The sequence below is a fragment of the Clostridia bacterium genome (assembly GCA_026414765.1).
Classification (GTDB): domain Bacteria; phylum Bacillota; class Clostridia; order Acetivibrionales; family DSM-27016; genus SKW86.
The window spans coordinates 45247-67203 of record JAOAIJ010000009.1; the positions used below are offsets into that span (position 1 = coordinate 45247).

19 protein-coding genes and 1 other annotated feature are annotated in these 21957 nt (G+C 38.8%); all 19 genes read right to left on the reverse strand.

Annotation, left to right across the window (positions count from 1 at the left end):
* Nucleotides 1–111 precede the first annotated feature (111 nt).
* Nucleotides 112–1389 (reverse strand): serine--tRNA ligase, encoded by a 1278-nt coding sequence (serS, locus tag N3I35_01310; protein MCX8128719.1) that lies wholly within the window; start codon nucleotides 1387–1389, stop codon nucleotides 112–114.
* A gap of 63 nt (nucleotides 1390–1452) precedes the next feature.
* Nucleotides 1453–1655 (reverse strand) — a binding site (T-box leader).
* Between the two features lie 60 nt (nucleotides 1656–1715).
* Nucleotides 1716–3143 carry a penicillin-binding transpeptidase domain-containing protein gene (locus tag N3I35_01315; protein MCX8128720.1) on the reverse strand — a complete coding sequence of 476 codons (1428 nt, stop codon included), beginning with the start codon at nucleotides 3141–3143 and terminating at the stop codon, nucleotides 1716–1718.
* A 3-nt stretch (nucleotides 3144–3146) separates the two neighbouring features.
* Complete coding sequence (locus N3I35_01320) at nucleotides 3147–4403, reverse strand: FtsW/RodA/SpoVE family cell cycle protein (GenBank protein ID MCX8128721.1); 1257 nt, start codon at nucleotides 4401–4403, stop codon at nucleotides 3147–3149.
* A gap of 9 nt (nucleotides 4404–4412) precedes the next feature.
* On the reverse strand, nucleotides 4413–4847 hold the full coding sequence (locus tag N3I35_01325; GenBank protein ID MCX8128722.1) for an FHA domain-containing protein: 435 nt from the start codon (nucleotides 4845–4847) through the stop codon (nucleotides 4413–4415).
* 279 nt (nucleotides 4848–5126) lie between these two features.
* Nucleotides 5127–6047, reverse strand: a complete 921-nt coding sequence (locus N3I35_01330) for an EFR1 family ferrodoxin (GenBank protein ID MCX8128723.1) — start codon at nucleotides 6045–6047, stop codon at nucleotides 5127–5129.
* 55 nt (nucleotides 6048–6102) lie between these two features.
* Nucleotides 6103–6696, reverse strand: a complete 594-nt coding sequence (locus tag N3I35_01335) for a TetR/AcrR family transcriptional regulator (GenBank protein ID MCX8128724.1) — start codon at nucleotides 6694–6696, stop codon at nucleotides 6103–6105.
* 297 nt (nucleotides 6697–6993) lie between these two features.
* Entirely contained in the window at nucleotides 6994–7617 is a 624-nt protein-coding gene (locus N3I35_01340; GenBank protein MCX8128725.1) for a response regulator transcription factor, read from the reverse strand.
* Complete coding sequence (locus N3I35_01345; protein MCX8128726.1) at nucleotides 7598–8701, reverse strand: sensor histidine kinase; 1104 nt, start codon at nucleotides 8699–8701, stop codon at nucleotides 7598–7600. Before N3I35_01345 ends, N3I35_01340 begins: the two co-directional genes overlap by 20 nt.
* 143 nt (nucleotides 8702–8844) lie before the next feature.
* Nucleotides 8845–9948 carry an ABC transporter permease gene (locus tag N3I35_01350; protein ID MCX8128727.1) on the reverse strand — a complete coding sequence of 368 codons (1104 nt, stop codon included), beginning with the start codon at nucleotides 9946–9948 and terminating at the stop codon, nucleotides 8845–8847.
* Nucleotides 9945–11120, reverse strand: a complete 1176-nt coding sequence (locus tag N3I35_01355; GenBank protein MCX8128728.1) for an ABC transporter permease — start codon at nucleotides 11118–11120, stop codon at nucleotides 9945–9947. Before N3I35_01355 ends, N3I35_01350 begins: the two co-directional genes overlap by 4 nt.
* Before the next feature lie 38 nt (nucleotides 11121–11158).
* Nucleotides 11159–12091: an ABC transporter ATP-binding protein gene (locus N3I35_01360; GenBank protein MCX8128729.1), complete on the reverse strand. Its 933-nt coding sequence runs from the start codon at nucleotides 12089–12091 to the stop codon at nucleotides 11159–11161.
* Nucleotides 12092–12318: 227 nt separating this feature from the next.
* Entirely contained in the window at nucleotides 12319–13524 is a 1206-nt protein-coding gene (locus N3I35_01365; protein MCX8128730.1) for an NADP-dependent isocitrate dehydrogenase, read from the reverse strand.
* Nucleotides 13525–13737: 213 nt separating this feature from the next.
* Nucleotides 13738–15969, reverse strand: coding sequence for an FtsX-like permease family protein (locus N3I35_01370; protein MCX8128731.1), 2232 nt, complete (start codon nucleotides 15967–15969; stop codon nucleotides 13738–13740).
* The gene (locus N3I35_01375) at nucleotides 15969–16667 is read right to left on the reverse strand and encodes an ABC transporter ATP-binding protein (GenBank protein ID MCX8128732.1); all 699 of its coding nucleotides are present in this window, start codon (nucleotides 16665–16667) and stop codon (nucleotides 15969–15971) included. The genes N3I35_01370 and N3I35_01375 overlap by 1 nt, the downstream gene beginning before the upstream one ends.
* Nucleotides 16668–16684: 17 nt before the next feature.
* The gene (locus tag N3I35_01380; protein ID MCX8128733.1) at nucleotides 16685–17284 is read right to left on the reverse strand and encodes a TetR/AcrR family transcriptional regulator; all 600 of its coding nucleotides are present in this window, start codon (nucleotides 17282–17284) and stop codon (nucleotides 16685–16687) included.
* A gap of 353 nt (nucleotides 17285–17637) precedes the next feature.
* Nucleotides 17638–18312 carry a leucyl/phenylalanyl-tRNA--protein transferase gene (gene aat, locus N3I35_01385; protein ID MCX8128734.1) on the reverse strand — a complete coding sequence of 225 codons (675 nt, stop codon included), beginning with the start codon at nucleotides 18310–18312 and terminating at the stop codon, nucleotides 17638–17640.
* 44 nt (nucleotides 18313–18356) lie between these two features.
* A complete protein-coding gene (clpA, locus tag N3I35_01390) occupies nucleotides 18357–20612 on the reverse strand; it encodes an ATP-dependent Clp protease ATP-binding subunit ClpA (protein MCX8128735.1) in 2256 nt (751 codons plus the stop codon).
* Between the two features lie 15 nt (nucleotides 20613–20627).
* Nucleotides 20628–20927 carry an ATP-dependent Clp protease adaptor ClpS gene (locus tag N3I35_01395; protein MCX8128736.1) on the reverse strand — a complete coding sequence of 100 codons (300 nt, stop codon included), beginning with the start codon at nucleotides 20925–20927 and terminating at the stop codon, nucleotides 20628–20630.
* Between the two features lie 338 nt (nucleotides 20928–21265).
* Nucleotides 21266–21943, reverse strand: a complete 678-nt coding sequence (locus tag N3I35_01400) for a peptidoglycan-binding protein (protein MCX8128737.1) — start codon at nucleotides 21941–21943, stop codon at nucleotides 21266–21268.
* Nucleotides 21944–21957: the final 14 nt, after the last annotated feature.

Consider the following 21957-nt stretch of genomic DNA (forward strand, 5'->3'; position numbering starts at 1 on the left):
ACCCACCTTTTATATAGAAATGTTTATTTTTATTATACTATTGCCGAAAATATGAAAACCTGCCTGCATAATTATCTGATTGCAGACAGGCATAACTTAATTTTACATCATTTATTTCTTTTTGGGAATTATTTTTTCCATTCCGTTCATATATGGTCTTAACACTTTCGGTATGTTAACGCTTCCGTCCTCATTCTGGTTATTTTCCAGTAAAGGTATAAGTATCCTCGGTGAAGCTATTGCCGTATTATTCAAAGTATATACGAATTTAAGAGTTCCATCCTTATCCCTGTATTTAATATTTGAGCGTCTGGCCTGAAAATCATTCAGGGTAGAGCACGAATGTGTTTCACAGTAATTATTTCTGCTGGGCATCCATGATTCGACTTCGTGTTTCCTCACTTGGCCAATACCTATCTCACCTGTGCACGCCAGAGCGATACGGTAATGCAATTCCAGACTCTGGAGAATTTCTTCGACATTACCCAGGATTTCATAGTGCAATTTTTCAGCTTCATCATCATCATTTCTACAAATAACTACCTGCTCTACCTTTTGGAATTGATGCACCCTGTATAGCCCCTTCGTATCTTTTCCATAGGTACCCGCTTCACGCCTGAAGCATGTCGAGTATCCGGCATATTTTCTTGGCAGTTCTTCGTAAGTCAGCACTTCATTCTGGTGATATGATACCAATGATACTTCTGAAGTTCCGATCAGATATAAATCATCTTCAGTAATTTTGTATGCCTGTTCTGAACCAATAGGAAAATAGCCCGTACCGTACATAGCAGTGTCTCTCACCATAAGAGGTACTGTCAAAGGAGAAAAGCCCTTTGATACCAGCTTATCTATAACATACCGGCAAAGAGCCATTTCCAGGAGTACTCCCTCGTTCTTCAGGAAGTAAGACCTGCTGCCTGCAAACTTGACTGCTCTTGGCACATCTGCTATATCCAGTATCTCGGCAAGTTCCATATGGTCTCTTGGTACAAAACCGAATTCGGGTTTATTACCCCACCTTTTTATTTCCACATTATCTTCATCGCATTTACCTGGAGGAACCTCCGGGGCAGGTATACTGGGAACCCTCAGCATTAATTTGTCAAACTCAGTTCTTACAGTTTCCAGATTTCTCTCCTGAAGAGTAAGCTCCTCTTTTATGCTTCTTACCCTACTTACTGCGTGCTCTTTTTCATCTCCCTGCAGTGAGGGCGCCGCTTTTGAAAGGTTGTTTCTTTCTGCTCTCAGTATTTCAGTCTGCTGCAAAATATCCCTTATCCGTACATCTAGTTCCAATAAGCGGTCGATATCCGTATCCATCAATTTATCTGCCACTGCTTTTTTTACTATGGCAGAATTATTACGTATAAAGTTTATGTCCAACATATATACCCCTCCTATGCTAAAAATCTAATCAAAAACAAAAAACCCCTCATTCCTGCAAATATATACAGGGACGAGAGGCTTAACCCGCGGTGCCACCCTAATTGATTGGAATACTCCAATCCTGCTTAATGCACTATAACCGGTGCGGCGGTCTGATTCATCATCAAAATCTCAGGGGTGGAATTCTTAATATGTATCGTCCGGTTTGCACCAGCCACCGGCTCTCTTTTCCAAACACACATCGCTTTCCCCGTCATCGACTACTTTATTCTTTCGAGCTCGATATTTCTATATATTTTACACCAATAGGGCAATACTTTCAAGAATTAATTTGTTTGTCTTCCCAGCCACTGCTTCATCACTTCTCTTGCAATAGGAGCAGCTGTTCTCCCTCCGGTACCGCCACTATATTCAAGGATAACAGCAACCGCTATCTGCGGATCTTCAGCCGGTGCAAACCCGACAAACCATGTATGCTCCTTATTATCCTGCTTGCCTGTCAGCTCATTTTCTGCAGTCCCTGTTTTACCTGCCACATTTATTCCTTTTATGGCAGCACTTTTGCCGGTTCCGTTCAGAACTACCTCTCTCATCATCTGCCTGACTTTGTATGCATTTTCCCTTGATATGACCCTATCGGCAAAAACCGCCGGCCTTATGCTTTTCACCTCTTTAGCCTGATGAGATTCAATGCGTGTAACCAGCATAGGTTTCATCATTACCCCATTATTTGCGATGCAGGCCGTTATCATGGCCATGTGTAGGGGAGTAACAAGGACTTTCCCCTGTCCTATACCTACAGCAGCCATATCTGCCTTACCCATATTGTCATATGAAAATCTGCTTTCATTAACAGGTATATCAAATGGTATATCCTGACGGATACCAAACCTCTTAGTTATATCCCTGAGCTTCCTCTCGCCAAGTTCAACCCCAAGCTGTGAAAAAACAACATTACTTGACACCGCCAGAGCTTTCTCCATATTTATCCTGCCATATGCTTTTCCGCCGGAATTAGAAAATTTCTTACCGTCTATTGTTATAGAACCCTTATCATCGTAAGTTCTGCTCTCTAATCCATTTTCCAGTGCCGCTGCACTAATGATTAATTTAAAAGTTGATCCGGCTGTATATAGCCCCATGGTAGCTCTGGGCAGAAAAGGGGATATCTGTGATTCTACAAGTTCCTGCCATTTTTCCGAGAGTTTTTTTGTGTCAGGGTCAAAACTCGGATTACTTACCATGGCCAATACTTCTCCGGTTTTAGGATTCATCGCCACAACAGCACCGTTCCGGCCACTCATCATCTTTTTCGCATACAGCTGGAGTTTGTGATGCAGACTTAAGTAAATATTGTTTCCATACTTTTCGCTGTCCGATAATCGGCTCTTCATTCCAAAAACAGAACTCAGCCTGCTGATATCCAGTAAATACTCGTTATATGCGGATTCGACCAGCGTTCTCCCGTAAACCCTTGTGTTATAGCCGATAGAATGTGCATATAAATCTCCGTAAGGATATACCCTTTCCTGTTTGTTCTTCACCCTTACACTTTTTGCAAGTACTACACCGTTTCGATCAAAAATACTACCTCGTAAAACATTATCTTCCCTTTCCCATTGCCTCCTATTATACGAATTTGTCACTATCCTTCCTTTAGTGAACAGTTCGAAGTAGGTAAGGTAGGCTACCAGGCTGAAAAACAAAAAACAAATTGCTATAAGGACATGTACAATTCTCTTATTTTCCGGCAACTGTTATACCTCCCTTTTAATATTTTCCGTTGAAGAAATCGCTTGCAGAATACCAAGAGCAATAAAGCTTGTGGTTAATGAACTCCCGCCATAACTTATAAATGGCAGTGTAATACCTGTCAATGGAATCAGTTTTATAACACCGCCTACTATTATGAACGTCTGAAACCCAAATACTGCGGTTATACCAAGAGCAACAACCTTCCTGAACATATCATCAACACTTAAAGCTATTTTGAATCCCCTGTATGTGAGAATAAAATAGAGCAGTATAACTGCAACTCCGCCAAATATGCCCATTTCCTCACAAATAGCCGAAAAAATGAAGTCTGTATTAACCTCCGGAATAAGGTCAGGCCTCCCCATGCCTATCCCTGTACCAAAAAATCCCCCGGTAGCTATCGCAAAGAGTGATTGGGTAATTTGATAGCCTTTGCCCGCAATATCAGACCAGGGATTAATCCATGTGTCAAATCTTACCTTGATATGGTAAAGGAATAGAAAACCTCCAATACCGCCAATAAAAGCTGTTATCGCATTAACCAAAAGAAATGAGTAGCTTTTCTCAAAAATGTATAGCATTGTGAAATGAATCATAAAAAACAATAGTGCTGATCCCCAATCCCTTTGCAGTATCAAAAAAACAATAAACGAGTAAGAAATCAAACTTACAGCCAGTTTCCTCATAAGATTGTTTTCCGGTAACAGCAGCTTTTTACTTAAGGATATATACTGTTCGGCTCTTTTGTAGAAGCATGCAAGTGTAAAGATAAAAATTATTTTAATCAATTCAGCAGGTTGAAAACTATAACCCGCAATAACTATCCAGTTTGTAGACCCTTTAATGTTTTCCCCGAAAACAAGGGTTGCTGTAAAGAGCAAAATTGCAGCGGCTATATAATATACAATCAGCTTATCCCAGAATCTTATTTTCAGGAATATATAATAACTGATAAAAAACAGTACCAGACCCCCGGCAAACCAAACGATCTGTTTGAAACCCAGCTCCCGCTCCAGGCGGTATATCATTATAAAACCTATACTTGCAAGCATTGATACTATTAAAAACAGGTACTCATCACCCAAAGATTTTTTCACAATTATGAAATATGTTGTACATATCAGGCTTATTACAATGAATCCTGCCAGCAGTATGTACCAGTCAAAAGGTTTCTTGTAAAAATACAAAAGCGCAAAAGCCATAATATCGGCCAATACTATCAAGCTAACCGGACGTTTATAACTGATTATCCATGCCATATATCCACCTCATGTACCACTGTCCACAAACAGGAAATCCAACTGCCCTATATGTATACGGTCACCGTTATTCAGGGCAACTGCCTCATTATTGATCTGTGCGCTGTTTACAAAAGTTCCGTTGGTGCTTCCCATATCCTCAATATAGTATTTTCCATTACGCAAAACAAACCTTGTATGTTTATTTGATATGTAAGGATCATTCAGGATAATCCCATTTCTTCCGGAACGGCCCAGCTCAACATTCCCGCCAAGTATATAGGTCTCTTCTACCTTAAATCCAAGGCGTTCACGCCTGTTAACAAGTTTAAGGTATGGGGAGTCCCCTGAGTGCCCGCCCTTTGCACCAATTGATTTTATATCAAGATATATGAGCCTGATTACCCCAAAAATGAACAAATAAATTACCGTAATAAAAATGTACTTAAGCAAGGAAGATAACATCTCAAACAAAATTTTACACCTCCTCAAATAAGCTTTTATATCGCAAAGCACCTCTAAAGCACATTATGAATTTCGCAAAAGCTGCTGGAGTTTTTGGATAAACAGCTCAAATTTTTAGCTTTAGGGTTATTTATATATAATTATACACAATTATTCAATAAAACTAAATTCATATAAGATATTATCTCTTTATATATAGATAAAACCGCACATTCCTATCCAGTATAGTGTGCGGTTATGTTCCAAATAGTTCTTTTTTTGCAATATTCCTTTTTATTATTAATCCTTCTCTAACAGATATTTCCGGACACCTAAAAGCAGAACACCTTTACATACCTTCTTAACAGGCTCAAGCTCAACACCTTTCATCCTTTTTTCCAGCGCATTAAGATCAAATCCTTCCTTTACCTGAACAAAGCTGTATTTTTTAGTGTATATTGATTTAGACGGGCATCCATAAATACATCGAAGACAGATAATGCATCTCTCACCAAACACCGGATTGCCATTCTCCATTGATATGTTTTTTCTGGGGCAGCTCTTTGCACACCACCCGCATCCTGTACAACTATTATGAATTTTAAGGTCCATTCCGAATCTTTTAGCTTCTTTCTTCTCCTGTTTACTTAAAACTGCTGTCATTATCCATGAAGAAATATGCAATCTTGTTCTCCGGCGAACTCCGGAGAGTATATCTGAAATACAACACTCAGCCTTTAAAGGCAATACTCTTAACAGCCACCCTCCCAGTTGATCATTAATACCTATTATCCAGTTGGATGGCATTACTAACATACGTTCATATGTTACTTCATAACCCTTTCTTTCAAACTCCTTTATACTGCCGACACGACAGGCAGAATTCGGCCAAACCTCTCCCCCTCCTGAAACAGAAATAACAGCAACCGGTATTCCGTTTCCATACGGAAGTCCTGCGATCCAATCATACACAGGTTCCGGTGCATCAAGGGCATGTACGGCATAAATCAGAATTAAGATGTCTGCAAGCTGCTCTTCTTCCTGCAAACCACAATCTTTACATTCCTGCATGTCTAAAGACACTTTTTGGACTTCTATACTTTTTTCTGTCAGCAGTTTTTCAAAGCAATCTGCAACCCTCTTTGCCCCGCCGGTACCAGAAAAATATACTATTTTAGACCGTTTGAGTGACCTATTATGAAAATCCGATGCACCACTCATAAAAATCCCCCTTAATAGATCATTTTATATGGATTCTTTGTACAACTCATCCCATTTATTTCTTAACTAAAACCGAATCTACAAACTTTTCGCCGAAGCCTTTTATTGTCTCATCCAATTTCAGTTTCTTATCCAGGACAAGATACGCCAGTACTCCGTCAAGAGCCGATATAAGCGCAACAGCACTGGCCCTAGTATCATGCTGTATAAACTCTCCCGACTCTATTCCCTTTCTGAACAATCCGCTAAAAAAATCTATATGTTCTTCCAGATATTTTTCATATAGATTAAAGATTCCACTATAAGATAAAGCCTTGGTCATTGAGAGAAAGAAGAATATGAGCTCTTTTTTATGAACCGTCCAGTATTCCAGGTAGCTCCGTATGAAAAATTTCAAACCTTCTTCTACACAAGGATGCTCTTTTATAAGTGACTTCATGGCATCTACAGGCTCATTGAGTTTTTCGTTAGCGTAGAGCAGTACCTCATCCTTGCTCCTGAAATGATGGTAAAGCCCACCTTTGCTGACTCCTGCCTTTCTTGCAATAGATTCCATGGATGCATTCTCATAGCCTTTGTCCAAAAACTCATCTACAGCTGCATTCAGTATATCTCCGATACGTTTATCTTTTGATTCCTTCTTTGTCATTAATACTCATCCTTTACAACATTCCTACCGACGGTCGGTATTTTAATTATACTTCATAATGTTACCAAAGTCAATAAATAAGCGCAGGATTTATACCTCTGCGCTTATTTATTCAGCTACATTATGTATCTTGTCAAAAGTATTCATGTATTTTTCCATGTAAGGTTCACCTATGTATTACCAGTCCAGGCTAAAAATTCTTGAATTCTTCCAATATCCCTTAAGTGCAACCTCATCATAGGGCAGATACCATATTATAGTACCTGTCCTTTTAGCTATGAATGGAATAACAATACCTCAGAAATTTTTAAGATAAAAAATAGCCAACTGTGTTCTATCCCGCAGTCCGAGCTTTTCCAGGAGTCCAGTCACATAATTTCTTGTGGTTCCCTCACTTAAATAAAGCTTGTCTGCTATTTCTTTGTTAGAAAGTCCCTCTCCTACAAGCTTCAGCACGTCAAACTCTCTCTGAGTAATGTCAAGACTGCGGATTTCTTTTTTTCCGCCATCCTTTAGCATCGAAGTAAGAGCACCTGCTACTTCCTTTTCAAAGACTGTATTCCCTTTTCCTACCGCCCTAAGGCATTCTATAATGCTGTCAGAAGATTGATTTTTCAGTATATATCCCTCTGCCCCGCTTTTTACAGCTTCCTTTATATACTCATCATCCTTGAAAGTTGTAAGAATAACAACTTTAACATCTCTAAAATGCTCTTTTATAAGTTTTGTTCCCAATACGCCATCAAGGACTGGCATTCTTATATCCATCAAGACTATGTCGGGCTTCTCTCTTTTACACATTTCAAAAGCTTCCTGCCCGTTGCTCGCAGTACCCATTACGTCAAAATCCTCTTCTATTTCAAGGAGTATTTTTAGTCCATCCCTTATTAAAGCATCATCATCAACTATGAGAACTTTCATTAAACAAGCCTCCCTCTCCTATTTCTGCCGGCATCAGGCATACAATCATAAAGCCGTCACTTGAATCCAGTGAAATAGTTCCACCCACGTTAGCTGCCCTTTCTTTCATTCCGCTGATTCCAAGCCCTTCCTTCATTTTAGAACATCCGACACCGTTATCTTTAATATATAGCCTGACAAATTTCTCATTTATATCAATTTTTATATTGACACTGCTTGCCTTTGAATGTTTTGATGCATTTGTCAGCGCCTCCTTTATATTTGTGGCCAGTATTTCCATATAGTTAGGAGAGATGGAACCAAAATCACCGGAAAACTGAAAATCAATGGGGCAAAACCCAAACTCATCAATAATACTTTTTATATATTCAGCACCCAGAATTTCTCTCGGTTTTATGTTATGAACAGTATCCCTTAGAAGCGTAACTGCCTCTGCAAGACTGTCTATGGATTTTTTCATAATACCTTTTGATTTCTGTCCGTCACGGTCAAAAAGCTTGTATGCAGCTTGAAGCTGAATAAGAATACCTGCTATGCTGTGTCCTATATTGTCATGGATGTCTCTTGCAATTCTGTTTCGCTCTCTTACTTCAGCAAGATATGCAATATCCCTGGTAGAGTTCAACAGTTTCATTTTGGCAGTCTCAAGCTCGTAGCGCAATCGCCTTTCTTCATCAAGAATTGCTTTATACTTCTTTTCTTTAACTTCGGAATACTGGATTACATAAGCAAAAAGTCCGGAAACTATTGCAATCATCACTATTAATACAAAATTGGGTTTATCCAGCAAAAAATACGGAATAGCTGCTGTCAGAGGAATCAGGCCTACGTACATCCTTTTAGTGACAAGATCGAACGCCGTAATGCCAAACAGTATCCCCAGTGAATCATTATAGTGAACCGCTGTGCATATAAGTCCAAAAGAAATAATAACAAGAGCTGCTGAATCATACAACCTTTCTTTATAGATATTGACAGCCGCTATCAGCATGGTCACGAGGATTTCCCCGTATGATACTAAACCATGCATAGAAAAATATATGATTACATAAATCAGAAAGAGAGATTTATATATATACCTCATTTAGTACCCCTTACATCTGATATGTCTTTAATCAAGAATGCTTAATGTTCTGTCAAACTTTAAGAAATGAATTCGTATTTTAATTATAGCAAAAAAGGCAGAAAAATAGTATCGCTATACTATTTTTCTGCTCATATATCTGTTTATCTTGCAATATCCGACCTTCTCCATGTACCAAACATAAAGAATACTGCTGAGAAAATCAATACCATGACAATTTCACCAAGTAAAGCTGACAGTGCCTGCTCATTCAGCACTTTATCCACACTTTCCATAAGCCAGTAAACAGGTGTAAACTTTCCTATTGCTCTTATCATCTCAGTTGAATGCTTATTGTTCCACCAGCAGCCTCCGAGAAATGTCATTGGAAAAACAATAAACAAGCCGGTGAAGCAAGCCTGCATTACATTTTTTGAAAAAGAACTGACAGCAATTCCAAAGGAAACTGAAGCAATGGAAGCTAATACAAATATCAGATGCATTTTCAGGATAGCATCACCCATATACAGCCCAACTATCAGCCTTAATGACAGTAGCAGAAGTGTTGACTGCAAAACCGAAACTATCAAAAATGCAAAAATATTTTGAAGCATAAAGCTCTTAAGACTGATGGGTGCTGAAATACTTCTATAAAACGTTTTGTTCTCCCTGTCCTGAAGAATGAGAGTAGTGAAGAAAATAGAGCTCATAAGCATAAACATCAGCATCATGCCTAAGGTTGTATAAGACTTTAGCCTGTCTATCTGACCAACAGTTTGATATTCCATTTTTATTCCGCGGTCAAGCTTACTTAAAGCCTCATAAAAGTTTTTCTCATCGCCGTCTAAAGCATTTGCAATAGTTTTGGCAGATGCTATAAAGGCCTCAGTATATCTCTGCAGTGTTAAGGATCTGATGGAATTCTTCAGAAAATAACCCTCCAACTGCCTATCTTCCCCTTCAAGTATGCTTGCAGTGAAATTCTCCGGTATAACAAGAACATAATCAATTTCTCCATTTACAACACTTTTCCGGATTCCGTCTATTTTAACCTCACTAATGTTTGCCTTGTTTTCCATGCCTTTCATTAGCATGGCACTAAAAGCTGTTCTGTCATTATCTATAATAGCTGCCTTAAGTGTGCTGCTCTTGTCAGAATTTATACTATATGCGATTAATACCAAAAAAATAACAGGAGTTATGATTAAGGCTGCAAACTGAAGCTTGCTTTTCATTATCCTTTTAAGGGTATTCCTAAATACAGTCATACTGCTTTCCTCCTTCCTAGTATGAGGCTTAAGGCTGCCATAACAAAAGCTCCCGCAGCAAGAGCAATTAATGATGAATTTATCTTCTCTGAAGAACCATCAAATATATTGTTTATTAAGGCCTCCGCAGCATAATGATGAGGGCTTATAAGAGAAAGGTTTAGTGCAAAATCGCCGCTTTCACCCCATCCTAAACCGCTGGCATTGAACAGGAGTGCATCAAGCGTAATTATTACCAACACTATAATACTTATTTTTCTGACAAGAAGCCCGAGTATAGAGCCCAGGCATACAGCTATAGCCGAGTACAGCAAGTACACCAATAGGATAATTCCAATATTTCCACTCCAGTCAGACTCAAACACCAGTCCGGTAAATAGTATGATAACCACCGCACACATAAATACCGTTACAGTTTGCCCTATATTTTTACCGGTAATACTTACCAATGGGTTTATTGGTGCTGTATTCAGCCTGGTATGTATATTATTCTTATACTCGCTGGTAATGGCAAACCCACTCATTATTGCACCATAGAACAGGAATATCAGCATATTGAAATAAGTCCACTTGTCCCGGTCTCTCGGGGCAGTACCCGTAGAGGAAAGGGCCATATTTTTTATACCGCTTTGTAAAACACCGGTATTGCCTGTTTTCCCAAGTTTCGCTATTGCTATACCTGTGTTTGCAGAATTTATAAAACTTTCTACCAGCGGTTTGACAGGAGACATGCTATTTGCGCTGTATATTTTTATTCCCGCATTATTCCCTCTTTGTATCCTTGCAGTAAAGCTACCGTCCAAATATATGAACGCTTCGATTTTCCCTTCTTTCACCTTATCCATACCTGTTTGATATGAATCTGCTTTTTTCACCTCAAAACTCTTACTTACCTGCTCTGAGGATATAAAATCCTCAAACTCTTGGGCAAAATTCCCTGTATCTTCACTAAAATACGCAATTTTTACTTTTTCAGTTAGTTTGTACAGGTTCACTCCTTCTGTACCGACTCCGGTAATTAGTATCGTCACTATCGGTGCCATCACCAGTAGAATAAGATATTTCCAGTCTCTGATATTTCTTAGAACCGTATAGTATGCTACGCTTAATAATTTCATAGTATCCCTCCCCGCACCTTTCTTACCAAATTCATACCCAAAACCAGCTTTCATAGATTCTTTTATCTCCTCTACCGGCTTTCATTCCGTTCTCAATCTCTCAGTGTTCTTCCGGTAAGCGTGAGGAACACGCTTTCAAGTGTAGGCTTATCGATATTTAGTGAAATGATTTCAGAGTTTGCTTCAGAAATACATTCAATTATCCTGCTTAAGTTCTTGCTGCCTTTCTTGGACAGGACAGTTAGCTGATTACCGTTTAGTACAGTGTCTTTTACACCCTGTAGTTTCTTTATGGAATCTATGATTGTATAATTTACGTTTGCCAGCTCCATAACTACCTTTTCCTCAAACGCCACAAGCGCCTTCAATTCATCCTTTGTTCCTTTTGCTATTACTCTTCCATGATCCATAATCACTATATATGAGCATATTTCTTCAACTTCCTCCATGTAATGAGATGTATATATTATGGTGGACCCCATCTTGTTCAGCTCTCTGATGGACTGTAGGATATGATTCCTTGACTGTGGGTCTATTCCTACGGTCGGTTCATCCATAATGATTAATTTAGGCTGATGTACTATGGCGCAAGCAATATTCAGTCTTCTTTTCATACCCCCGGAAAACTTCTTGGGGTATTCTCTTCTCTTATCCAAAAGCCCGGTAAATTCAAGAGACTGTTCTATCCTCTCTTTTAAAACCTTACCCCTTAAGCCGTATAATCTACCAAAGTAATCAAGATTTTCGTTAGCGGTAAGATCATCAAATACTGCTATATCCTGAGGTACGATACCTATATCCCTTTTGATCTCCATTTCATGGCTTTTCATATTTTTGCCCAATATCCTGAGTTCGCCGCCGTCCATCCTTGTCAATCCTGTAATTGTGCTTATGGTAGTGGTCTTACCTGCTCCATTTGGTCCAAGCAACCCGAATATCTCGCCTTCTTTTATAGACAGATTTATATTGTCAACTGCTAGAAAATCATTGTAGCGCTTCACAAGATTATTAACTTCCAGTATCATATTAAAATCCTCCCTTTACTTTTATGTCGATTTCTGTAACTTATAGTACTATAATAAAAAAAATCACTACACAAAGGTAGTGATTCAAAGAATAACTTCATATGACAAATGTCATACAGCATGTATGAAGAAATTATAAATCCAAACTTTCCTAGGCAATAAAAAACCTGATGTGTAGAGCATATCATTCCACACATCAGGTTAACTTTATATATTACAGCTGATGACTACATATTATCCAAACGCAACTTAATTTCTTTCAGGAAATTTTCTGTGTTTACAATTTTCTTATTTTCAATCTCTGCAAGCTGTGCCAAATCCTTTGTCATTGCGCCTTCTTCTATTGTCTTAATGGAAGCAGCCTCCAGCTTGTCAGCAAACTCTACAAGCTCTGGTATATTGTCCAGCTCTCCACGTTTTCTTAAAGCGCCTGTCCATGCAAACAACGTAGCCATCGCATTTGTGGAAGTTTCCTGCCCTTTCAGGTGCTGGTAGTAGTGTCTTGTAACTGTTCCATGTGCCGCTTCATACTCGAAATGTCCTTCAGGTGAAACAAGTACTGAAGTCATCATTGCAAGGCTTCCAAAAGCAGTAGCAACCATATCGGACATTACATCCCCGTCGTAGTTTTTACAGGCCCAGATAAAGCCTCCTTCCGATCTTATAACACGTGCAACCGCATCGTCTATCAGTGTATAGAAATATTCAATACCTGCAGCTTCGAATTTATTCTTATATTCTGCATCAAATATCTCCTGGAACAAATCTTTGAATCTATGGTCATATTTCTTTGAAATAGTATCCTTTGTAGCAAACCACAAATCCTGCTTCTGATCCAAGGCATAGTTAAAGCATGCCCTTGCAAAACTGATTATTGATTTGTCAGTATTATGCATGCCCATTATAACTCCTGAATCTTTAAAGTCATGGATTGTCTGTCTTGTAACTTCTCCATTTTCCGAAGTAAAAACAAGCTCGGCTTTTCCGGCACCAGGTACCTGAAATTCAACATTTTTATATACATCACCATAGGCATGTCTTGCAATGGTGATAGGCTTTACCCAGCTTTTTACCGAAGGCTTTATACTGTCTACTACAATCGGAGCACGGAAAACAGTTCCGTCCAGGATAGCCCTTATTGTACCATTTGGGCTTTTCCACATTTGTTTGAGTTTGTATTCTTCCACTCTCTGAGCATTAGGAGTGATTGTTGCACATTTTACAGCAACTCCGTACTTTTTTGTAGCCATAGCAGCATCAATAGTCACCTGGTCATCTGTCTTATCCCTGTACTCAAGGCCCAGATCATAATACTCTGTCTTCAGATCTATGTACGGTTCTAAAAGTATGTCTTTAATCATCTTCCAGATGATCCGGGTCATTTCATCCCCATCCATTTCAACCAGCGGAACGTTCATTCTTATTTTTGCCATATCAATTTCTCCTTTAAAATTGGTTGTTAATCTTTTAACGTATGTTTACATTTTGAGAAACTAAGTTTAAACATTATAATTGTAAGCTAAAATTGCTTCATAATCAAGATAGATAATAGGACTATTAGCATTTTTATGCTTCTGCCTCTAAATCATATTTTTATTTTGTCCAGGCTTTTATTATGTCATTTCTCGCTTTAGTTATTGATAACCTTATTCTACCCTGTTTTTCAGGCTATCTGCCATAGAAATCCTGATTACCTTGCTTCTGCTAATCAGCTTTGATAATTCATATGTGAAGACAATGGCTATCAATCCTATTAAGATACTAACCCAGCCAAGTTTTGCCGGAATAGTGATATCCATTTTTGATGTAATCTCCAGCAAGATATTATCGACAGCAGATATTATAAGCGGAATGGATATTGCGTAACCTAAAATAACCAGAATAAAGTTGCCGTTCAGTATCAGCGAGTATATTTTCTTCCTGCTGTAGCCCAGAATTTTCATAAGTGATATGTTTGCCCTATTTTCTTCTATCACAAGAGAAGTAACTATATAAACGATAATCAAACCAATTATAAGTGCAACTCCCCCTATTATCCCTACTATCATCCTTAAAGGCTCCATCATATTTTTATAGCCGTCTACTATATCACTTATTTTTAAAGTTGAAGCAAGTTTCCCTCGCTCAATATCCATTTCAATTTCCGACATCAAGCCAGAATATCCCCCCTCCGGGTATTTGAAAGTAGAATTAAATCTGTCTATTGGCATGAAAATAAAGTCGCCAATAAATGTCTCTGCTATTGAATCAACTACAATATCCGCTTTTTTTGAATCTATTTTATTTTCAACAGAAATGCTGTCTCCTGCTTCCAGCATAAGTTTATCTGCCAGCGGCCTGGTGATTATCACCCGTTCAAAGCTTAATAGCTTGCCGCCATTATCTTTTAATACAATGAGGCGTGCATTTCCCTGAATCCCTTGTATTTTAAAGGAAATTCTTTTCCCATCGCTGTCTTCTGCCGAAAACGGCATAACGGAAGTTTTCTCGCCACTAACCGGTTTATCCGTCTGTATGGAGTTAAGCCTGTAAAAATAGTTATATTTGTACACATTTATATAGCTATCCTTAATCATTCCGTTCATAGAATCAGAAAGTGAAAATCCGAAAAGCAGAAGCATAGAAGCAAAGGCAACACCTGCAACCATGAGAATAGTTCTCGGAATATTTCTTACCAGCTCTCTGATCTTAAACTTAGTATCAAACCTAAACCTGTTAAGTTTAACCTTCTTTTCAATAAACCCAACCTTAACCTTGTTTCCACCGCCCCTTATCAAAACAAGAGGTGACATACAGAGCGCTTTCATAACAACGAAGGCTGTAGTGGGAACTAAAAAGGCAAAAGGCAGTATGAGGCTGAAAATAATACTCACAGCATTATATTCAACGGTAAAATCAGGTACATTATATTGGATATAAATGCTGTAAAACAAAGTTTTCACAAGCATGAGTCCCGGTATGGTTCCCAGGATACTCCCGGAAATAGAAAGTATGACAGCATAGCTGAGATAATGCTTTAATATCTCAATCTTCCTGTATCCTAATGCATATAGTGTACCAATCTGGACAAACTCACCTTTCAGCAGCCTCCACAATACTACTGCAATAAGAAAACAGGTAATTATCAGAATAATGACAGGTATGATTTTCCCTGCCTTGAAGTTGGCTTCAGCATCACCATCAATACCAGAAATTCTTGGGTTGTCTTCGCTGTTGACCCACTTTAGAATTATGTTGCCGTTATTAAGATAGTCTTTCAGCTGCTGAATATTGTTTGCGTTAAACTTAACACTGAAATAACTGAGACTGTCTTCAAAACTCTTGAAGTCTTCTCTTGAAACGACAGCAATACCAAAGGCATCGGGATTATGCAGCAAGTCACTTTCTGTTTTAAGGGGATTTATATAGTCAGGCGACGCCATATAGCCCACAAGTTTAAAGTCAACCCCATCTATTTTCACATACTGTCCAATATTCAGATTATGTGCTTCCGCAAATTTGGGATCTACCAAGATCTCTTTACCATGTTTGATTTTTGAACCTTTTGAAGCTACATATCTGTCCAGCTTTTCCGTTTCCATTAGAATCCGCAGTGTAGTTTCAGTATCATACTTGTAATCTATGGACTTCCGCTCTTCCAGAATAATATCAAATTTTTTCTCAAGCAAATCTATACTCTCAAGAGGCTTCTGTATAGAAAAATAAGCGTCTTCTACCATGTTTTCTGTTCTGAAAGCATCTATACCGTCCATTATGTTCGGACCTGCAATACTAAAGGATACATACAGCATACAGCTTAATAACACCAGAAAAAAGGCCCCTATGTATCTTGATTTATGTTCTTTCATAGTTCTCAGAACTTTTTTATTAAGTACCATTACCACTCAACCCCTTCTGCCGGTATAACATTAACATTGGTCCTGTCTTCTACTATCTCCCCGCTTCTTAGCTTTATCACCCTGTGAGCCATTTCACTGATAGGGCTGTTATGGGTAATTATCAGTATAGTCGTATTGAATCTTTGATTCACACTCTCAATAAGCTTAAGTATTTCTTTTGATGTAGCAAAATCGAGAGCCCCTGTAGGTTCATCGCATAAAAGAAGCTTCGGATTCTTTACCAGAGCCCTCGCTATAGATACTCTCTGCTGCTGTCCCCCGCTCAGCTCTCTGGGGAATCTGTCCCGCATGTCCTTCATACCTACAGCTTCAAGTATTTCATCGATCGGCAACGGGTTTTTACTGATATTCGCTGACACTTCTACATTTTCGTATACAGTAAGATTAGGAATAAGATTATAGAATTGAAATACAAATCCTACAGACTCCCTTCTGTACTCAGTCAACTGATTGTCGTTCATTTTACTGATGTCACTTCCGTCTACAACTACAGTACCGCTGTCAACAGGATCAATACCACCTATCGCATTTAGCAATGTGGATTTACCCGATCCCGAGGGACCCAGTATAACTCCAATCTGCCCTCTGTCTATAGATGTACTTGCATTATTCAGCGCTTTAAATATGACTGTTCCGGTTTTATAAATTTTAGTTACATTCTTTATCTCTAAAAACATCTTGACCACTCCTTGTTCTAGTCTTTTAAAAAATAATTTGAAATCATGTCTGCAAAAAGATTTATTACTTCCGGGAAAATATCACTGCCTATATCATCCTTATGAAAACACATAAAAGCCAAGCCCCTAAACATGCCCGACAGGATTTCAGGATCGCACTCCCTAATAATACCTTTTTTATCCAGCATTTCGTAAATCAAGGTTGTGAAGTTTGTGTCTTCGTTCATATGTGACTGTAATTTTTCAGGCGGCAGCTTTCTCATCAGATACTCCAGCTCTTCCTTATTCAGGCTTTTCATTATGGGGTGCGACGCCAGTACTTCCAAAGCATTCCTTACCAGAGTCTTAAAGCTGCTTTTAGTTACTTCCCCGGATTTTATGAAATCCCCAAAAAGCTGTTCCTTGATTTCCTTTTCAAATTGTTCAAATATCTCAAAAAACAGTTCTTCCTTTGAATTATAAAAAACATAAAATGCACCTTTGGATATTCCTGCTGCTCTTGTAAGATCCTCAACACTTGTTTTCTTTATACCGTATATCGATAAAAATTCTTTACCTTTTTCAATAAGCTTTTTGTTTATGATTTCCTTTTCGCGCTCAGTAAAACCTTTCGGCATATTCCCTCCTGTTTCTATATGACTATATTATTTATTTAGTCATATGTACATTATATTATGCTCCTTATTATTTGTCAATGTAATCGACTAAATATGGGTATACATTTTTATTGTCTTTCACTAAGTTACTTAGATTGTTTTGCTGATTGCCTGGAATTGTTGATGATGATGTGATTCTAAGGAAGGTATAAAATACAGACTGCCTATGACAGCGAAATAAAAGTTTTGGATTGTGCTGGGGAGGAGAATGATGCATTAAAGTTTTTCTAAAAGCCCCTTCCAAAATCCTACATTCTGAAAAGTAGCATTCATGAATACATGTGTAAAGATAGTTTAGCCGGTTTATTTTTGTGCTAGAAATCGCTCCACATTCCCCTTATCGTCTCATAAGCAATCCCTCTTTCCAACTGTTCGAGAAAATCCTTGCGCGGGATTTTCACAGCACCCATTGATTCAAGATGCTCTGTATAAACCTGGCAGTCTATAAATAAAAAGCCTTTCTCCATAAGTTTTGAAGACAGAGTTATAAGTGCTGCTTTTGAAGCATTATCCATAGTAGAAAACATTGATTCTCCAAAAAAACATTTTCCCAGTGATACTCCGTATAAACCGCCGACAAGCCGGTTCTGATACCAGGTTTCAACCGAATGTGCAAAACCTTCATAATGCAGTTTGCAGTAAGCATCTATCATATCTCCGGTAATCCATGTATCATCCGACCTCAATCTGCCGCATGCAGTCATTACTTCTTTGAAACACTTGTCAATAGTTATTGTATATACTTCCTTTTTAAGAAACTTCCTCATGGATTTTGACACCCTTATGTCTCCCGGAAAAAGCACAAACCTGGGGTCTGGTGACCACCAAAGTATGGGCTGTCCCCGGGTATACCATGGAAATATGCCATTGAAATATGCCAGCAGCAATCTTTCAGAGGATAAATCTCCACCTACAGCCAACAAACCGTCCTTGTCCGCCAGCTCGGGATTTGGGAATATCAAGTCATTATTAAGCCTATATACAGGCATAACCCATCTGCCTTTCCTGTATGTCATTAGTAGTGGTTTGCTTTCTACTTTTCCTTATGGATGTCTATCTCCCCATCCTTTATATCTATAACTGCAGTTCCGCCTGCAGCCAGCTCTCCGAACAATACCTCATCCACAAAGTATGTTTTTATCTTCTCCTGTATCAATCTCAGAATTTCCCTGGCTCCGTAAACTGATGAAATACCTTTCTCAGCAAGCCACTCATAACAAGCACCTGTAACCTTTAGTCCAATCCCCTTAGCCGCAAGCTGCTCTTCAAACCTGCCAATTGCCTTCTTTGCAATCAAAAGTGCCATATCTATGTTTATGTGTTTGAAAACAACTACATCATCCAGCCTGTTCCTGAATTCGGGAGAGAAGACTCTCTCAACTTCCTTAATAATAGCCCCATGGTCTATAACTCTTTTTTCAAAGCCTATCATTGTACGCCCTATCTCTCTTGCACCTGCATTTGAAGTCATTATCACTATTACATTCCTAAAATCAGCCTTCTTACCATTATTATCCGTCAATGTAGCATAATCCATAACTTGAAGGAGTACATTAAATATGTCCGGATGGGCCTTTTCTATTTCATCCAGCAGTAATACACAGTGCGGTGTTTTCCTGACAGAATCGGTTAATAGTCCACCCTCTTCATACCCTACATATCCAGGAGGAGCTCCTATTAACCTCGCAACAGTGTGTTTTTCCTGATATTCGCTCATGTCAAAACGTATCAGCGGAATACCCAGCAGCGAAGCTAGTTGTTTTGATAGTTCAGTCTTACCCACCCCGGTTGGTCCTACAAACAAAAGTGAAGCTACCGGTTTTTCTCCTTCGCTGAATCCTGCTCTAGATCTTTTTATCGCTTTAACTACAGTATCAACTGCCTGATCCTGTCCAAATATATTTTTTTTGATAAGTATATCCAATTCTTTTAGTTTTTGCGTCTCATCTCCTGATACACTTTGTTCCGGTATTTTTGCTATAAAAGATACTACTTTTTCTATGTCCTTCCCCGTTATGTCTACAATCTCATTCTCATCGTCAGCTTCCAGCCTTGCTCTTGCACCTGCTTCATCAATCACATCTATGGCCTTATCCGGTAAATGCCTGTCATTGATATATCTGGCAGATAACTCGGCAGCAAGTCTCAATGCATCCTCAGAATACCTCACATTATGATACTCTTCATACTTGTCCTTTAATCCAACTAATATTTTACACGTATCCTCAACTGAAGGTTCCTTAACCTCAATCTTTTGAAAGCGCCTTGATAGCGCCCTGTCTTTATCAAAATACTTTTTATATTCTTCATAAGTGGTAGAACCTATAAACCTGAGCCTACCCGATACAAGGAAAGGTTTAAGTATGTTCGATGCATCCATTGCACCACCCGAAACTGCGCCTGCCCCAACTACTGTATGAATTTCATCTATATAAATAATAGCTTTGCCTTGCTTTTCGATTTCATGTAAGACTTTTTTTATGCGTTCTTCAAAATCGCCTCTATACTTCGTCCCTGCTATCAGTGAACCCATATCCAGATAGTATATTTTGCTGTCCTGTAAAATCCTAGGTACTTTCCCTTCAATAATCAGCTTGGCCAATCCTTCTGTTATAGCTGTCTTTCCGACACCAGGATCCCCCACATGTACCGGGTTGTTTTTAAGCCTTCTGGATAAAATCTGTATAGTCCTCAGAAGTACGTCTTCCCTTCCTATCAGAGGATCAATCTCACCTCTTCTGGCCTTTTCTGTAAGTTCTATGGTAAATAACCCGATAAACTCCTTTTCATTTTCACTTTTTTTCTCTTCTTCATATTTTATAGAATCTCTTGTCTCCCGGGAGCTTTCATCATCCTTTTTTGAAAAAACAGAAACACCGTGTGATATAAATTTAAGTACTCCCATTCTGGTAACACCGTTTTTCTGGAGATAATAACCTGCAAAAGATTCCTTTTCCTCCAGGATTGCTGCAAATATATCCCCTACTTTTATTATCTTCTTTCCCGATGACACCGCATGAGATGCAGATATCTGCATTATACTGCTTACCCCTGCAGACGCCACAGGCTCAGCATCTTCAATCACTGGTATGTTTTCATCCAAAAATTGGTGTATATCTTTTTTCAGAGCCTCGATGTCCCCTCCTGCGTTTTCTATTATCTCCACTGCTTCAATAAAAAACAATGAAGAATACAATATATGTTCAGGCGTAAAATACTCATGGCTGCGAAATTTAGCTTCGTTATAAGCCGCAACCAGTATCTTGTCCATAGTGTTGTCCAGCCTCAAATTAACCTCCTCCTTCTATTCCTCTTCTATAATTGCCTTAAGAGGGAATTCCCTTTCTTTTGCCATATCCTCTACCTGAATTATTTTTGTTATGGCTACATCATAGGTATAAGTACCAACTATACCTTTCCCCTTCTCATGTACATCTAGCATGATCCTTGTTGCATCTGCAGCTGATTTGTGAAATATGACTACAAGTACTTGTACTACAAATTCCATTGTAGTATAGTCATCGTTAAGCAATATTACTTTATACATTTTAGGCCTTTTCAGCTCATATTTTACTTCATCTTTAAAAATAGCACGTTCTGTCATTAGCAAGCACTCCTGTTTTATAAAACTGTTTATATGATTACTTTATAGTGCTGATAAACTTTCTTATGGATTGTCCTACCTGATAAAATTATAGCAATGTATTTTGTAATACACAATATACCTTAATATTTGGCATAGTTTACAGATCGTTTGCCCAGATATTGAATAATACTCTATAAAAGTCTTACAACTCTTAGTAAAAGTGTTTTTAGAGTGCCTGATTATAATTATTGCCATATAGTATAAAAAAAACCAGGTAACCAAATTCTTTTTTGGATTACCTGAATCAATCCGGCTAGCGTTACTAGACCGGATATATAGGTACTACAAGCTGCTAGCTAATCTATAACTGTTCCTGTTCTTCCTATTCCTACAGCCCTTGATGTCAGTGCCCTCCACGTAGCACATCCTGCTACGCCATCCGTAGTAAGGCCTTGAGTCCTTTGAAAGCCCATGAGGGCGTCTCTTGTACCAGGTCCAAAATATCCGTCAAGTCCTGCTCCTGGAAACCCTACTGCATTCAATGCATCCTGAAGCACTAATACATAAACTCCCACACTGCCCTGCGCTAGTGTAGGAAAACCGGCGCCACATGCCGGAACTCCCGTCCTTTTATCTACATGGACCCATGTCGGAGTAAGATACGCGGGTTCCACATACGTCCATACTCCCAAGCTTTCGGCAAAATTCCGGAACCTGTTTCTAGTAGCAGGGTCATACGCTTGTGCTACATCCAGAGCAGTACCGGCATAATGTTGTGATTGGGGAGAATGCCCGCCTTCCCATATTCGCTTAAAAGCAAATCCAACAGGAATACTACGCCCCCAGGCACTTCTTGTAGCATTCCATGCGTCCATTGTTCTTCTGTCCGTCCATATTACGTTTGCTCTTGAGTTAGCACGGAATTCATCAACACTTAACGTATTGCCCCTATTATAAGGCATAGGCTCACTTAAGCCACGTATATAAGTTTCCATAGAGTTTGAAGCAGGATTATAAACATAAATAACTGCCATATTACCAACCTCCT

Excerpts from the sequence above, each read along its gene's own strand:
- N3I35_01380 (MCX8128733.1), bottom strand. The coding sequence starts at position 17,284 with ATGCCGAAAGGTTTTACTGAGCGCGAAAAGGAAATCATAAACAAAAAG.
- N3I35_01345 (MCX8128726.1), bottom strand. The coding sequence starts at position 8,701 with ATGAGGTATATATATAAATCTCTCTTTCTGATTTATGTAATCATATAT.
- N3I35_01340 (MCX8128725.1), bottom strand. The coding sequence starts at position 7,617 with ATGAAAGTTCTCATAGTTGATGATGATGCTTTAATAAGGGATGGACTA.
- serS (MCX8128719.1), bottom strand. The coding sequence starts at position 1,389 with ATGTTGGACATAAACTTTATACGTAATAATTCTGCCATAGTAAAAAAA.
- N3I35_01320 (MCX8128721.1), bottom strand. The coding sequence starts at position 4,403 with ATGGCATGGATAATCAGTTATAAACGTCCGGTTAGCTTGATAGTATTG.
- N3I35_01370 (MCX8128731.1), bottom strand. The coding sequence starts at position 15,969 with ATGGTACTTAATAAAAAAGTTCTGAGAACTATGAAAGAACATAAATCA.
- N3I35_01360 (MCX8128729.1), bottom strand. The coding sequence starts at position 12,091 with ATGATACTGGAAGTTAATAATCTTGTGAAGCGCTACAATGATTTTCTA.
- N3I35_01395 (MCX8128736.1), bottom strand. The coding sequence starts at position 20,927 with ATGACAGAACGTGCTATTTTTAAAGATGAAGTAAAATATGAGCTGAAA.
- N3I35_01325 (MCX8128722.1), bottom strand. The coding sequence starts at position 4,847 with ATGTTATCTTCCTTGCTTAAGTACATTTTTATTACGGTAATTTATTTG.
- aat (MCX8128734.1), bottom strand. The coding sequence starts at position 18,312 with ATGCCTGTATATAGGCTTAATAATGACTTGATATTCCCAAATCCCGAG.
- N3I35_01365 (MCX8128730.1), bottom strand. The coding sequence starts at position 13,524 with ATGGCAAAAATAAGAATGAACGTTCCGCTGGTTGAAATGGATGGGGAT.
- N3I35_01330 (MCX8128723.1), bottom strand. The coding sequence starts at position 6,047 with ATGAGTGGTGCATCGGATTTTCATAATAGGTCACTCAAACGGTCTAAA.
- N3I35_01400 (MCX8128737.1), bottom strand. The coding sequence starts at position 21,943 with ATGGCAGTTATTTATGTTTATAATCCTGCTTCAAACTCTATGGAAACT.
- N3I35_01375 (MCX8128732.1), bottom strand. The coding sequence starts at position 16,667 with ATGTTTTTAGAGATAAAGAATGTAACTAAAATTTATAAAACCGGAACA.
- N3I35_01350 (MCX8128727.1), bottom strand. The coding sequence starts at position 9,948 with ATGACTGTATTTAGGAATACCCTTAAAAGGATAATGAAAAGCAAGCTT.
- N3I35_01355 (MCX8128728.1), bottom strand. The coding sequence starts at position 11,120 with ATGAAAGCTGGTTTTGGGTATGAATTTGGTAAGAAAGGTGCGGGGAGG.
- N3I35_01335 (MCX8128724.1), bottom strand. The coding sequence starts at position 6,696 with ATGACAAAGAAGGAATCAAAAGATAAACGTATCGGAGATATACTGAAT.